Below are 13043 nucleotides of genomic sequence, written 5' to 3' on the forward strand. Positions count from 1 at the left end.
TCGGTTAGGTCCTTACTTAAACCCGATTCCCAAGGGACGGGAGATAACCGTGGGAAGAACCGATAGCTTGTTCCCCTATGGACAGGCGATGGGTGGGTCCCGACGGGTACGAGATCGTTCCGGCGTACCGCCGCGACCGCCAGGTGCTGCGCGTGCGGCGGCACGGACGGCTGGTCGCCGACTGCCTGTCGGTCGAGGAGGTCGCCCGGTTCGTCGACCTCGCCGACCTGTGCGAGGTGATCGCCCTGCCGGAGCGGGCCGGCGACACCCGTACGGCCGTCAGGTAGCCGGGCCGCAGGCGTAATCCTCGTCGATCTCGGGCACTCACAGTGCCGAGGGGGAATCGATGCGCCTGGCCACCACTGTCACCACGCTCGCCGTCGCGGGCGCGGCCCTCGCCGCGGGGGTCTCCGGCTGCGGCGCGTCGCCGGCCGGCCCGGCCGCAGAGACACCGGTGTACGTGCTCAACCTGCGGGGTTCGGAGCAGGGGCGCCCCGACCAGCGGCCGGCGATCCTGGTCCTTTCGGAGTTCAGCACGATCAGCGCGGTCGTCTGGCGTTCCTGGGGGCCGACCCGGGCCGTCGGCGCGGGCAAGCTCAGCGGCACCTGGTGCCTGCCCGCCTGCGAGGACGCGCCGTACGACGCCACGGTGACGCTCAGCAACGTGACCCCCGTCCGGGGAAAGGGCTACTTCAGCAGGTACGCCGTCGCCGCCGAGGTGCCGGTCCGCCAGCGGCCCGCGGCCGATCTCTCCGGGGTGCTGCCGACACCGTGAGCGCGGGGGTATTCGAGTTCGCATCGGTCAGCGTGGCCGTGTATGGTTACACCTGTCCGCGAGGCGCGAGAGCGCAGCCGGGCCCGCCCCTATAGCTCAGTCGGCAGAGCGTCTCCATGGTAAGGAGAAGGTCAACGGTTCGATTCCGTTTGGGGGCTCTGGCCGGAAAGTCCTATCTGAGCGGTGTTCCTCTGGGAGCGTTGCCGGGTGGGGCTTTCGGCTTGGTGGGGGTGCCTCTTCCCCACCGGCTGACCGATCCCGATCACGGCTGATCCCGATGCGCGAAGAGCCGTACGGGTCGGGTATCCTTGCGTGGCCGGGTGCGGTTTCTCCGGCCGAGGCGGAGTAGCTCAGTCAGGCAGAGCAAGCGGCTCATAATCGCTGTGTCGCCGGTTCAAGTCCGGCCTCCGCTACTACCCTGCCGGGTCACCTCACGAAGGCGACCCCGGCCTGGGTTGTCCAGTAGTCCCAAACGCAGAAAGGCACTCCCACGTGGCTGCCACAGACGTTAGGCCGAAGATCACGCTGGCCTGCCAGGAGTGCAAGCACCGCAACTACATCACGCGGAAGAACCGGCGCAACGACCCGGATCGGCTTGAGCTGAAGAAGTACTGCCCCAACTGCAAGACGCACCGGGCGCACCGCGAGACCCGCTGACCGTAGCGTGGTCCGGCGCGTGTGATTCCGCGCCGCGAACGCGGCGGCCGGCTTCCCGGCGTCCTCCAGGAGCGTCGCTCCGGGGCATCGGTGTCACTCCGGCACGAACACGGCCCCACGCTGTCCCGGGCCTCGGCACTCCAGGCCGTCGGCAGCGGGCCATGGATCACGTATGACCGGCGTCTCCCTCGCGGAGGCGCCGGTTTTCGTGTCGGCGCTGCTGTCTCGGTGCTCGCGCTGCCGGTCTCTGCTTCGGTGCGGCGGTGACGGCGGGCCGGATCGGGTGTTGCTAGCGTACGGTCACCCGCTCATCCCCCGGGGAGCTCATTCTCTAAGGAGCACGGCCGATGCCTCTGAATCGCGACTTCGTCGGGCGGACGTACCAGGCGTCCGCGCCCTACGAGGTCAGCCGCGTCAAGATCAGCGAGTTCGCCACCGCGATCGGCGACGACAACCCGATCTACCACGACCGGCAGGCCGCCGTGGCGGCCGGGCACCCGGACGTCGTGGCGCCGCCGACCTTCCCGATCGTGTTCAGCCTCCTCGGCACCGGCGACGCGCTCACCGACCCCGAGCTGGGGCTCGACTTCTCCATGGTCGTGCACGGCGAGCAGCGGTTCGAGTACGAGCGGCCCATCCAGGCGGGCGACGAGCTCGTGTGCGCCTCGACCATCGCGGAGATCCGCAGCGTCGGCCGCAACGAGTTCCTGACCGTGCGCAGCGACGTGCACACCACCTCCGGCGAGCTGGTCTGCCGGACCTTCAACATCATCGTGGAGCGCGGAGGGGCGGCCTGACATGGCGGCGACGGTCAAGTACGACGACGTGGAGGCCGGCCAGGAGATCCCGGCCGCCGAGTACCGGGTCCGCCGGGTCGACCTGGTGCGGTACGCCGGGGCCTCGGGCGACTTCAACCCCATCCACTGGAACGAGCGTTACGCGAAGGCGGTCGGCCTGCCCGACGTCATCGCGCACGGCATGTACACGATGGCGCAGGGCGGCCGGTTCGTGACCGACTGGGCGGGCGACCCCGGCGCGGTGGTCGAGTACGGCGTCCGCTTCTCGTCCATGGTCGTGGTGCCCGACGACGACAACGGCGCGACGATCACGATCAGCGGGGTCGTGGAGGAGAAGCGCGAGGACAAGCGCGTCGTGGTCACGCTCACGGCGAGGTCCGGCGACTCCCGGGTCCTGTCCAAGGCCCGCGCGGTGGTCCAGCTCTCCTGACCGGCCCCGATCAGCCGCGACCGGCTACGACGGGCCATGAGGGTGCTTGGCGGCGCCGGTGCTGGGTAGCGGTCGGATCGTGAGCGAGCGAGACACTTCAGAGACCGAGGGCGTCGTCAACGAGCCGGTCACGACCCAGCGGGAGCACGACGACACCGCCGGCGTGGCGACGCAGACGCAGGATCCGGGCAAGGCCGGGGACGCCCAGGGGGGTGGGCTGCCGTCACCCCGCGCGGGGAACGCGCGGGAGGCCGCGCGGGCGGCGGGCCACGAGCAGATCACCGAGGTCAAGCGGGACGTCGCCCCCGGAGGGACGATCGAGACGGCACTGACCCCGTCGGGCGAGGCGTCGATGGTCGCCTCCCAGCTTCTGTGGGACGGCAGTTCGGCCGCCTCCCGGATCGACCGGTCCATCGCCGAGACCGGCGTCGAGACCGGCACCGACGCCGACGCAGACTCGCCACCCGATCGGGACGCCCCTCCCACTCCGTGAGAGGGAGGGCCGGGGCGGGGTGGCTATCCTGTTCCTCTACACGGCCCCGGGTTCCTCTACGCAGCCTGGGGGGACGCGCTGAGGAGACGAATGGCTGACCGGCTGGCAGGGGTGGCCCTCGCCCGGTACACCACCCTGCGTACGGGCGGCCCGGCCCGGGCGTTCGCCGAGGCGGCCACCACCGGCGACCTGGTCGCGATGGTGGCCGAGGCCGACCGCGACAAGGAACCCGTGCTGGTGCTCGGCGGCGGCAGCAACCTGCTCGTCGGCGACGACGGGTTCGGCGGGCTGGTGGTCCGCGTCGTCACCCGGGGCGTCGAGTCGGCGCCGGACGGGGACGGGCGCGTGTTCGTGACCGCGCAGGCGGGGGAGGACTGGGACGCCCTGGTCGCCCGGTGCGTCGCCGAGGGTCTGTCGGGGGTCGAGTGCCTGTCGGGCATTCCCGGCCTGGTGGGCTCCACCCCGATCCAGAACGTCGGGGCGTACGGGCAGGACGTCTCGCAGACCGTCACCGGCGTCCGCGTGTACGACCGGAGGACCGGCGAGGTGGCCGACCTCACGGCGGCGGAGTGCGGTTTCGCCTACCGGCACAGCGCCTTCAAGCAGGACCCCGACCGGCACGTGGTGCTGGCGGTCACCTACGCCCTGGAGCGGTCCGCGCTGTCGGGGCCCGTGGCGTACCGCGAACTGGCCGCGCGGCTCGGGGTGGAGATCGGCGAGCGGGTGCCGCTGGCCGAGGCGCGCGAGGCGGTGCTGGAGTTGCGGCGCGGCAAGGGGATGGTGCTCGACCCCGGCGACCCGGACACGCGCAGCGCGGGGTCCTTCTTCACCAACCCCGTGCTCGGCCCGGACGAGGCGGCGGCCCTGGAGCGTCGCGCCCCCGGCCATCCGCGCTGGGACATGCCCGGCGGCTCGGTGAAGGTCCCGGCGGCGTGGCTGATCGAGAACGCCGGGTTCCCCAAGGGCTACGAGAAGGGCCGGGCCCGCATCTCCACGAAACACACGCTGGCCCTCACCAACCCCACCGGGGAGGCGAGCGCGGGCGAGCTGCTCGCGCTGGCCCGCGAGGTGCGCGACGGCGTGCACGAGAAGTTCGGCGTGTGGCTCGTCAACGAGCCCGTGCTGGTGGGAGCGAGTCTTTAGGTCGATTAGACTGGGAGGACACCGAAGGGGAGTAGTCCGAAATCCACTGATCGACACACTGGCGGTTCACCCGCCCGGTCGTGGAGCCCTCGTGGCGGACGAGACCTTCGGCCCGACAGTCATGACCACATGCTGCCGGGCCGAAGTCGTGCCCGCTCCCCGGGTGTCGTACGGCGGCCCGGTCGCATCTCCCCTCGGAAGGCGACCCGTGCAAGCCCTCTGGATCTCCCTCGTCGTCATCTTCGTGGCCGAGCTCGGCGACAAGAGCCAGCTCATGGCCCTGACCTTCGCCACCCGGTTCAAGACGCTCCCGGTGCTGGCCGGCATCACCGTCGCGACCGCGGTCGTGCATCTCGGCAGCGTCGCCCTCGGCAGGGTCGTCGGCGACGCGCTCCCCACCACCGCCATCTCGATCGTCGCGGGCGTCGCGTTCCTCGCCTTCGCGCTGTGGACGCTGCGCGGCGACGAGCTCAGCGAGGAGGAGGAGGGCAAGGCGGCCAGGACGACCCGCAACGCGTTCGTCGCCGTCGCCGTCGCGTTCTTCCTCAGCGAGCTGGGCGACAAGACGATGCTCGCCACCATCACGCTGGCCACCCAGCACGGCTGGTTCGGCACCTGGGTCGGCTCGACCATCGGCATGGTCGCGGCCGACGCGCTGGCGATCCTCGTCGGGCGCTTCCTCGGCAGCCGCCTGCCGGAAAAGTGGATCAAATACGGCGCCGCCGCGGCGTTCGCCGTCTTCGGTGTCCTGCTGCTGGTGGAGCCCCTGTTCGGTTAGTCCAGGAGAGACAGGCGGTGGGCCGCGGCGGCGGCCTCTCCCCGGGTCGACACGCCCAGCTTCGGCAGGATGTTCGACACGTGGACGCTGACGGTCTTGGCCGAGATGAACAGCTCGGCCGCGATGTCGCGGTTGCTCCGCCCGGCGGCCACCAGGCGGAGCACCTCCAGCTCACGGGGGGTCAGGTCGGCCTGCCGTCCGGACCTAACCGGCGGAGCGGCCGACGGCGTGGGATCGGACAGCGGTGCCTTGGAGAGCGGCGTGCCGACGCGGCGGGCCAGCGTCTCCATCTGGGTGACCAGCGGGGTCGCGCGGAGCGCGACGGCGAGCGGGCAGGCCTCGTGCAGCCGCGCGGAGGCCCCCTCGCGGTCGCCGCGCGCGGCGGCGTCCACCGCCGCGAGCAGCAGCGCCTTGGCCTGCACGTACGGGCGGCGGAGCCGCCGCCACGCCTGCGCCGCCGCGTCGAACTCTCCCCGGTAGACCAGGCCGAACGCCTCGTTCACCGGTCCGTCGCCCAGGTTCCCCGCCAGGCGGTCGCCCTGCGCCCGCACCTTCGCGACCCGCTCGGGCGCGACCGGCGCCGCGGCGTCGCAGACGTACCGGATCGACGCCAGCAGCCGCCCGGCCAGCATCGCCTTGCGCGACAGCGGCGGGTGGTCGAGCGCGGCCTCCAGGAGGTCCAGCGCCTTGAGCGGCTCGCCGCGCAGCAGGTGGAAGGCGAGCACCAGGCGGGTGTTGTTCGTCCACTCCTGCGTCTGCTCCTCGCGGCGCGGGGAGAAGGCGCCGACCTCGGAGAGGATGTCCTGGGCCAGGTCCTCCTCGCCCCGGCTGATCGCGATGTCCGCCCGCACGCGCAGCATGTGCCAGCGGGTGCGCATGGTGGGGCCCATGGTCATGGCCCGGTCGATGACCTCGATGGCCTCGTCCCACCGGCCGAGCGACTCCAGCGCCTCCGCCCGGTTGTTGGCGATGAACACCCCCTGGTGGCGGAACCTGCCGTACCGGCGGGAGAGCTTCTCCCCCTCCAGGGCGAGCTGAACCGCCTCCTCCGAGCGGCCGAGGTTGTCGAGGGCGTCGACGTTGTTGCCGAGGGCGCGCAGGATGATCCGGGGCGAGTCCAGGCGGGTGCCCATCGCCAGCGCCCGCTCGTTGAGCGCGAACGTGGTCTCCAGGTCGCCGTTGATGGAGTGGCCGAGCGCGAGGTTGATCAGCAGGTCGGCCTCCTGCACCTCGTGCCCCTTCTCGCGGGCCGTGCGCAGCGCCTCCTGCGTGACCGCCGTGCCCTCGACGACCTGGTCGGAGCACATCAGCATCGTGCCGAGCCGGGTCAGCACGAGCGTGCGGGTGTCGCCGGGCAGCGGGACCAGGCCCTCGGCGCGGCGCAGGTCGTCCAGGCTGCCGGGCTTGGCCTTCTGCGACTTGACGTTCGCCATGCGGACCAGCAGCTCGGCCACCCGCTCCGGGGCGGTCCGTTCGTCCAGCTCGGACAGCGCGCCGCGCACATACTTGAGGCTCTGCTCCATGTCGCCGCTGACGTACGCCGCCTCCGAGGCCCGTTCGAGCACCGTGCAGTGGTCCTGGCCGATGTGGCCGGCGGCGCCCGGCACCTTGTCCCACAGCGTCAGCACGCGTTCGAGCAGCTGGATCTGCTCGGTGTAGGCGAACGACTTGGCCGCCTTCTCCGCGGCCTCCCAGGCGGAGATCAGCGCCCACCGGTCGTCGCGGGCGGAGTACCAGTGGTGGGCGATCTCGATGGCCGCCCGGCCCGGGGGCACCAGCGTGCGGTCGCGGTCGATCTCCTCGGCGTACCGCGCGTGCATGCGGGCGTGCTCGCCCGGGAGCAGCTCGTCGTGCACCGCCTCGCGGATCAGGGCGTGCCGGAAGGCGTACGCCCCGCCGTCGGCGACCTGCAGCACGTTGGCGGCGATGGCCGGCCGCAGCGCGTCCTCGAGGTCCACGTCCGAGAGCCCGCTCACCGCCGCGAGCAGGGCGTGTCCCACCCGGACGCCCCCGGCGGCGGCGATGCGGAGCACCCGCTGGCTCTCCTCCGGCAGGCGTTCCACCGACCCGATGATGAGGTCGTGCAGCGAGTCGGGGAAGGAACACTCCTCGCCGCAGTCGAGCAGCGCCTCCACGAACAGCGGGATGCCGCCGCTGCGCTCGAAGACCCGGTCGACCCTGGCGAACGCGGGGGTGACGCCGAGGATCCCGGCCATCTGCGCGGCGACCTCGTCCTGGGTGAAGCGCGGCAGGTCGAGGCGCACCACCCCGTCGACCCGGCCCAGCTCGGCCAGCACGGGCCGCAGGGGATGGGTGCGGTGCAGCTCGTCCGACCGGTACGTCATGACCATCAGGACGGGGGCCGTCCTCAGGTTGCGGCTGAGGAAGGCGATCAGGTCGCGGCTGGAGCGGTCGGCCCAGTGGACGTCCTCGATGATGAGGACGACCGGCCGCCGCTCGGCGAGCCGTTCCAGCAGCGTGAGGATCAGCTCGAACAGCCGGGCGCGGGCCGACTCCGTCTCCCCGTCGCCGGTCGGCTCGCCGAACTCGGGCAGCAGCCTGGCCAGGTCACGGCCGGCGCCGTCCGGCAGCAGCGCGGTGACCTCGGCGGCCCCGGACTCCCTGACCAGCTGGCGCAGCGCGGCGGTGAACGGGGCGTACGCGAGACCCTCGGCGGACAGCTCCACGCAGCCCCCGACGAGCACGTGGGCGCCGTCCTCCGCGGCCTCCTCCGCGAACCGGCCGGCGAGGCGGGTCTTCCCCACCCCTGCCTCGCCGCCGATCAACACCGCCGCGGTGGCCTGCTTGCGGGCCTGGTCGTAGGCCTCGGCGAGGGTCTCCAGCTCCGCGTCCCGCCCCACGAAGACGGGGCTAACCGCCCGGCGTGTCATGTCGTAAAGCATGTCATGACCCTTTGTCTGGCTTCGCCTGCTTTTTTGCCCTACGGGGGCTGGCAAGCCCGGCCGGGAGGGAGGGTCCGGCCGGGCCTTCGTACGCGGGTCACGAGTTGCGGAGCTTGCCGAACGTCCCGCGCAGGCGGCGGGCGCGCTGCTGCGCCTTGAGGCCGGCCAGCGCCTGGCGGGCACGCCGGTGCGAGGCGGCCTCCTCCTGGAGCTCGGCGGCCCGGTTGATCATGATCTGGTAGTGCAGTTCCGGCCCCATCGCGGGTCTCCTTGTTCGAGGCTTCTTTCCGTACACCTCAAGGTTCGGTCTAAGACGCCCCCCGCCACATCGGGCGGATGTCCTATCTCTCGGCCGGCTCGTGTGCGGCCGGTGGCCTACGCCGTCTAAGGCGGCTAAGGCGATGCCTTAGGAACACCTGGGTCCCCGGGTTTGGAATCATTCGCCGTGGTCGGCGATGCTGGTTCCGTGCCAACTATGACTACTCCGCTCGCGGAGGTCGCCTCCTCAAATTCGACGCTGCGGGCGTTCCTGCACGGCCTTCCCGGGGTCGACCGGGTCGGCGCGGACGCCCGCGCCGCGATGCTGGGCACGCGATCGATCAAGACGACCGCCAAGAAACAGGCCGTCGACATGGCCATCGGAATGGTCGACCTGACGACTCTGGAGGGCGCCGACACCCCCGGCAAGGTCAGGGCGATGTGCGCCAAGGCCATGCGGCCCGACCCCGGCGACGCCTCCGTGCCGCCGGTCGCCGCGGTCTGCGTCTACCCCGACCTGGTCGCGACGGCCGTGTCCGCCCTCACCGGCTCGGGGGTGAAGGTGGCGTCGGTCGCCACGTCGTTCCCCAGCGGACGGTCCTCCCTGGAGGTGAAGGTCACCGAGACCTCCCTCGCGGTGGCCGCGGGCGCGTCCGAGATCGACATGGTCATCGACCGCGGCGCGTTCCTCGCCGGCGACTACCTCAAGGTGTACGAGGAGATCGTCGCCATCAAGAAGGCCTGCGGCGACACCCATCTGAAGGTGATCCTGGAGACCGGTGAGCTCGCGACGTACGACAACGTGCGGCGGGCCTCCTGGCTGGCGATGATCGCCGGAGGCGATTTCATCAAGACCTCGACCGGCAAGGTGTCGCCGGCCGCGACCCTCCCGGTGACGCTCGTGATGCTGGAGGCCGTGCGCGACTTCCGCGCCGCGACCGGCCGTCAGGTGGGTGTGAAGCCCGCGGGCGGCATCCGCACCACCAAGGACGCGATCAAGTATCTGGTGCTCGTCAACGAGACCGCGGGGCCCGACTGGCTGCACCCCGACTGGTTCCGCCTGGGCGCCTCCTCGCTGCTGAACGACCTGCTCATGCAGCGGCAGAAGATGGCCACCGGCCGGTACGCGGGTCCCGACTACTTCACGCTCGACTGAGGCTGAGTCATGTTCGAATACGCACCCGCGCCCGAGTCGCGGGACATCGTCGACATCCGGCCGTCGTACGGCCTTTTCATCAACGGCGAGTGGGTCGAGCCGCAGGGCGAGGAGCGCCACAAGACCGTCAACCCGGCCACCGAGGAGGTGCTCGCGGAAGTCGCGTGGGCGGGGGAGGCCGACGTCGACCGCGCCGTGCAGGCCGCCGCCAAGGCGTTTCCCGCCTGGTCGGGCATGCCCGGGGCCGAGCGGGCCAAGTACCTGTTCCGGATCGCCCGGATCATCCAGGAGCGGGCGCGTGAGCTGGCCGTGCTGGAGACGCTCGACAACGGCAAGCCGATCCGTGAGTCGCGCGACGTGGACCTCCCGCTGGTCGCCGCCCACTTCTTCTACTACGCCGGATGGGCCGACAAGCTGGCGTACGCCGGGTTCGGTGAGAACCCGCGGCCGCTGGGGGTGGCCGGGCAGGTCATCCCGTGGAACTTCCCCCTGCTCATGCTGGCCTGGAAGATCGCGCCCGCGCTGGCCTGCGGCAACACGGTCGTGCTCAAGCCCGCCGAGACGACGCCGCTGACCGCGCTCGCCTTCGCCGAGATCTGCCGGCAGGCCGACCTGCCGCCGGGGGTCGTCAACATCGTCACCGGCGCGGGCGAGACCGGCGCCGCGCTCGTCGCCCACCCCGGCGTGGACAAGGTCGCCTTCACCGGCTCCACCGAGGTCGGCCGCCACATCGCGAGGAGCCTCGCGGGCACCCGCAAGAAGCTCACGCTGGAACTCGGCGGCAAGGCCGCCAACATCGTGTTCGAGGACGCCCCGATCGACCAGGCCGTCGAGGGGGTCGTCAACGGCATCTTCTTCAACCAGGGCCACGTCTGCTGCGCCGGGTCGCGGCTGCTGGTGCAGGAGTCGGTCGCCGCCGACCTGCTGGAGGCGCTCAAGCGGCGCCTCGGCACGCTCAGGCTCGGCGACCCGCTGGACAAGAACACCGACATCGGCGCGATCAACTCGGCCGAGCAGCTCGCCAAGATCCGCGAGCTCTCGGAGGCCGGGGAGGCGGAGGGCGCCGAGCGCTGGTCGCCCTCCTGCCCGATCCCGGACCGCGGATACTGGTTCCCGCCGACCCTGTTCACCGGCGTCGCCCAGTCGCACCGGATCGCCCGCGAGGAGATCTTCGGTCCGGTGCTGTCGGTGCTGACGTTCCGCACCCCCGCAGAGGCGGTGGAGAAGGCCAACAACACGCCGTACGGGCTGTCGGCGGGCGTGTGGACCGAGAAGGGCTCGCTCATGCTGTGGGCGGCGTCCCGGCTGCGGGCGGGCGTCGTCTGGTCCAACACGTTCAACCGGTTCGACCCCGCCTCGCCGTTCGGCGGCTTCAAGGAGTCGGGGTACGGCCGCGAGGGCGGGCGGCACGGTCTGGAGGCCTACCTTGCGGTATGACCGATGCGACCGTCATGAGGCCAGGCCGCACGCCCGCTGCGACGACGGACGTCGCCGCCGCCTGGCCCGCCGGGCCGACGCGGGAGCCGGCGAGGGCTTCTCCCGGGGCCGCCGCTCCCGCCGCTTCGCCGTACGGCACGGGTGGTTCGCGCACCGTGGCGGCGTGTGCCGGTGCGGCCAGACCTACCAGCCCGCCCGTCCGCTCGAGATTGGAACCTTCGATGAGTGAGCAGGCCGCGCGGCTGGCCGTGCGCAAGACGTACAAGCTGTTCGTCGGCGGCGCGTTCCCGCGTTCGGAGAGCGGAAGGTCGTATGCCGTGACCTCCTCCAAGGGAGACTTCCTCGCCAACGCCGCCAGGGCCTCGCGCAAGGACGCCAGGGACGCCGTCTCGGCCGCCAGGAAGGCGTTCTCCGGGTGGTCGGGCGCCACGGCGTACAACAGGGGCCAGATCCTGTATCGGATCGCCGAGATGCTGGAGGGCAGGCGCGCGCAGTTCGCCGCCGAGGTCGTCGACGCCGACGGCGTCTCCGCGAAGAAGGCCGGCGAGCTGGTGGACGCGGCGGTCGACCGGCTGGTCTGGTACGCGGGCTGGTCCGACAAGATCGGGGCGGTCCTGGGGTCGGCCAACCCCGTCGCCGGGCCGTACTTCAACCTGTCGAGCCCGGAGCCGACCGGCGTGGTGGCCGTGGTCGCCCCGCCGATGGGCCCGCTGCTGGGCCTGGTCAGCGTGATCGCGCCGGTGATCGTGACCGGGAACACGTGCGTGGTCGTGGCCTCCGAGCGGGCGCCGCTGCCGGCGATCACGCTGGCCGAGGTGCTGGCGACCTCCGACCTGCCGGGCGGGGTGGTGAACATCCTCACCGGCTCGGCCGCCGAGATCGCTCCCTGGCTCGCGGGCCACATGGACGTCAACGGCATCGACCTGACGGGTGCGGACCCCGAACTCGCCGTCACGTGCGAGGAACTCGCCGCCGAGAACCTCAAGCGGGTGCTCCGGCCCCCGGCCGGCCGCGTGGACTGGCTCGCCGACCCCGGCATCGAGCGGATGTCGGCGTTCCTGGAGACCAAGACCGTCTGGCACCCCATCGGCGTCTAACCCCTCGACAGGGCCAGGAGGAGTTCGGCGTTCGAGCCGGTGTTCTTCAGCGAGCCGAGGAAGCGCTCGAACGACTCCTGGTCCTGCAACGCCCGCCGCAGCCGCCAGATCAGCGGCAGTTCGGCGGCGTCGAGCAGCAGCTCCTCCCGGCGGGTGCCGGACGCGACGACGTCGACGGCGGGGAAGACGCGGCGGTCGGCGAGGCTCCGGCTCAGTTTGAGCTCCATGTTGCCGGTGCTCTTGAACTCCTCGAAGAGGTTGTCGTCCATCTTCGAGCCCGTCTCGACCAGCGCGGTCGCGAGGATCGTCAGCGAGCCGCCGTCCTGAATGTTGCGGGCGGCGCCGAGCACCTTCTTGGGCTGGTGCAGGGCCCGCGCGTCCATGCCGCCGGTGAGCACCCGCCCGCCGCTCGGCGCGGCCATGTTGTACGCCCGGCCGAGGCGGGTGATCGAGTCGATGAGCACGACCACGTCCCGGCCGGTCTCCACCAGCCGCTTGGCCCGCTCGACGGCCAGCTCGGCCGCCACGATGTGGTCCAGCGGCGGGCGGTCGAAGGTCGAGGCGACCACCTCGGCCCGGACCGACTCGCGCATGTCGGTGACCTCCTCGGGCCGCTCGTCCACCAGGACGACCATGAGGTGACACTCGGGGTGGTTGGCCGTGATCGCGTTCGCGACGGCCTTGAGGAACATCGTCTTGCCGGCCTTCGGCGGGGCGACGATCAGGCCGCGCTGGCCCTTGCCGACCGGGGCGAACAGGTCGATGACGCGGGTGGCCAGGACGTTCGGCGTCGTCTCCAGGCGCAGCCGCTCGTCGGGATGGATCGGCACGAGGTCGGCGAAGTCGGGCCTGGACGCACCGGTGTCGACCGGGGCGCCGTTCAGCGAGACGACGGAGGCGAGCCGGCCGTTCTCCCCGGCGCCCCTGACGAGGTCGCCGCGGCGCAGGCCGTACCGCGCCATGAGCGCGGCCGGGACGGCCACGTCCTTCGGCCCGGGCAGGTAGCCGCGGGACCGGATCACGGCGTTCCGGCCGGCGAAGTCGAGCAGGCCGCCGACCTCGGTGGCGACGGTCGCGGGGCCGTCCCCGGCCGGCGCCCGCCGCGTACGGGCGGAGACG

14 protein-coding genes, 2 tRNA genes and 1 pseudogene are annotated in these 13043 nt (G+C 71.8%); 14 read left to right on the top strand and 3 right to left on the bottom strand.

Translation table 11 applies throughout. The annotated features are described in order from the left end of the window. The first annotated feature begins 77 nt into the window (after positions 1 to 77). From Mam01_RS29950 to Mam01_RS29995, 10 genes are all read left to right on the top strand, one after another. A complete protein-coding gene (locus tag Mam01_RS29950) occupies positions 78 to 287 on the top strand; it encodes a transposase (protein ID WP_150936088.1) in 210 nt (69 codons plus the stop codon). 59 nt (positions 288 to 346) lie between these two features. Next, positions 347 to 775: a hypothetical protein gene (locus tag Mam01_RS29955; protein ID WP_204288564.1), complete on the top strand. Its 429-nt coding sequence runs from the start codon at positions 347 to 349 to the stop codon at positions 773 to 775. A gap of 85 nt (positions 776 to 860) precedes the next feature. Next, positions 861 to 933, top strand: a tRNA-Thr gene (locus Mam01_RS29960). A gap of 181 nt (positions 934 to 1114) precedes the next feature. Beyond that, a tRNA-Met gene (locus tag Mam01_RS29965) sits at positions 1115 to 1188 on the top strand. A 79-nt stretch (positions 1189 to 1267) separates the two neighbouring features. Continuing rightward, entirely contained in the window at positions 1268 to 1432 is a 165-nt protein-coding gene (rpmG, locus tag Mam01_RS29970) for a 50S ribosomal protein L33 (RefSeq protein ID WP_036325591.1), read from the top strand. Between the two features lie 347 nt (positions 1433 to 1779). Beyond that, positions 1780 to 2229, top strand: coding sequence for a MaoC family dehydratase N-terminal domain-containing protein (locus Mam01_RS29975; RefSeq protein ID WP_150936094.1), 450 nt, complete (start codon positions 1780 to 1782; stop codon positions 2227 to 2229). A 1-nt stretch (position 2230) separates the two neighbouring features. Then, a complete protein-coding gene (locus Mam01_RS29980) occupies positions 2231 to 2659 on the top strand; it encodes a MaoC family dehydratase (protein ID WP_150936095.1) in 429 nt (142 codons plus the stop codon). 79 nt (positions 2660 to 2738) lie between these two features. Next, positions 2739 to 3152 (top strand): hypothetical protein, encoded by a 414-nt coding sequence (locus Mam01_RS29985; protein ID WP_204288565.1) that lies wholly within the window; start codon positions 2739 to 2741, stop codon positions 3150 to 3152. Between the two features lie 90 nt (positions 3153 to 3242). Next, positions 3243 to 4295: a UDP-N-acetylmuramate dehydrogenase gene (locus Mam01_RS29990; RefSeq protein ID WP_204288566.1), complete on the top strand. Its 1053-nt coding sequence runs from the start codon at positions 3243 to 3245 to the stop codon at positions 4293 to 4295. Between the two features lie 208 nt (positions 4296 to 4503). Continuing rightward, positions 4504 to 5073 carry a TMEM165/GDT1 family protein gene (locus Mam01_RS29995; RefSeq protein ID WP_204288567.1) on the top strand — a complete coding sequence of 190 codons (570 nt, stop codon included), beginning with the start codon at positions 4504 to 4506 and terminating at the stop codon, positions 5071 to 5073. Here the strand turns inward: Mam01_RS29995 and Mam01_RS37450 are convergent. Next, the gene (locus tag Mam01_RS37450) at positions 5070 to 7964 is read right to left on the bottom strand and encodes an ATP-binding protein (RefSeq protein ID WP_275409105.1); all 2895 of its coding nucleotides are present in this window, start codon (positions 7962 to 7964) and stop codon (positions 5070 to 5072) included. The genes Mam01_RS29995 and Mam01_RS37450 overlap by 4 nt on opposite strands. Before the next feature lie 109 nt (positions 7965 to 8073). Next, a complete protein-coding gene (locus tag Mam01_RS30005; protein ID WP_191910293.1) occupies positions 8074 to 8235 on the bottom strand; it encodes a hypothetical protein in 162 nt (53 codons plus the stop codon). 216 nt (positions 8236 to 8451) lie between these two features. On the opposite strand from Mam01_RS30005, the gene deoC reads away from it, so the two are divergent. The 4 genes from deoC to Mam01_RS30025 are packed head-to-tail and all read left to right on the top strand — an operon-like array spanning position 8452 to position 11924. Next, a complete protein-coding gene (gene deoC, locus Mam01_RS30010; protein ID WP_204288569.1) occupies positions 8452 to 9390 on the top strand; it encodes a deoxyribose-phosphate aldolase in 939 nt (312 codons plus the stop codon). Between the two features lie 9 nt (positions 9391 to 9399). After that, entirely contained in the window at positions 9400 to 10827 is a 1428-nt protein-coding gene (locus tag Mam01_RS30015; RefSeq protein ID WP_204288570.1) for an aldehyde dehydrogenase family protein, read from the top strand. Further along, the gene (locus Mam01_RS30020; RefSeq protein ID WP_204288571.1) at positions 10817 to 11056 is read left to right on the top strand and encodes a hypothetical protein; all 240 of its coding nucleotides are present in this window, start codon (positions 10817 to 10819) and stop codon (positions 11054 to 11056) included. Before Mam01_RS30015 ends, Mam01_RS30020 begins: the two co-directional genes overlap by 11 nt. Further along, positions 11049 to 11924, top strand: coding sequence for an aldehyde dehydrogenase family protein (locus Mam01_RS30025; RefSeq protein WP_204288572.1), 876 nt, complete (start codon positions 11049 to 11051; stop codon positions 11922 to 11924). The genes Mam01_RS30020 and Mam01_RS30025 overlap by 8 nt, the downstream gene beginning before the upstream one ends. Here Mam01_RS30025 and rho read toward each other — a convergent pair. Further along, a pseudogene (gene rho, locus Mam01_RS30030) lies at positions 11921 to 12994 on the bottom strand (transcription termination factor Rho); the annotation flags it as partial. The gene Mam01_RS30025 and the pseudogene rho sit on opposite strands and share 4 nt — an antisense overlap. Between the last annotated feature and the right edge of the window lie 49 nt (positions 12995 to 13043).

The organism is Microbispora amethystogenes (genome assembly GCF_016863015.1).
Lineage (GTDB): Bacteria > Actinomycetota > Actinomycetes > Streptosporangiales > Streptosporangiaceae > Microbispora > Microbispora amethystogenes.

Bases quoted from the DNA above. Each gene is read 5' to 3' on its own strand.
- Mam01_RS29955 (WP_204288564.1), top strand. From the start codon at position 347: ATGCGCCTGGCCACCACTGTCACCACGCTCGCCGTCGCGGGCGCGGCC.
- Mam01_RS30005 (WP_191910293.1), bottom strand. From the start codon at position 8,235: ATGGGGCCGGAACTGCACTACCAGATCATGATCAACCGGGCCGCCGAG.
- Mam01_RS30025 (WP_204288572.1), top strand. From the start codon at position 11,049: ATGAGTGAGCAGGCCGCGCGGCTGGCCGTGCGCAAGACGTACAAGCTG.
- Mam01_RS37450 (WP_275409105.1), bottom strand. From the start codon at position 7,964: ATGACACGCCGGGCGGTTAGCCCCGTCTTCGTGGGGCGGGACGCGGAG.
- Mam01_RS29975 (WP_150936094.1), top strand. From the start codon at position 1,780: ATGCCTCTGAATCGCGACTTCGTCGGGCGGACGTACCAGGCGTCCGCG.
- Mam01_RS30015 (WP_204288570.1), top strand. From the start codon at position 9,400: ATGTTCGAATACGCACCCGCGCCCGAGTCGCGGGACATCGTCGACATC.
- deoC (WP_204288569.1), top strand. From the start codon at position 8,452: ATGACTACTCCGCTCGCGGAGGTCGCCTCCTCAAATTCGACGCTGCGG.
- Mam01_RS29950 (WP_150936088.1), top strand. From the start codon at position 78: ATGGACAGGCGATGGGTGGGTCCCGACGGGTACGAGATCGTTCCGGCG.
- Mam01_RS29990 (WP_204288566.1), top strand. From the start codon at position 3,243: ATGGCTGACCGGCTGGCAGGGGTGGCCCTCGCCCGGTACACCACCCTG.
- Mam01_RS29980 (WP_150936095.1), top strand. From the start codon at position 2,231: ATGGCGGCGACGGTCAAGTACGACGACGTGGAGGCCGGCCAGGAGATC.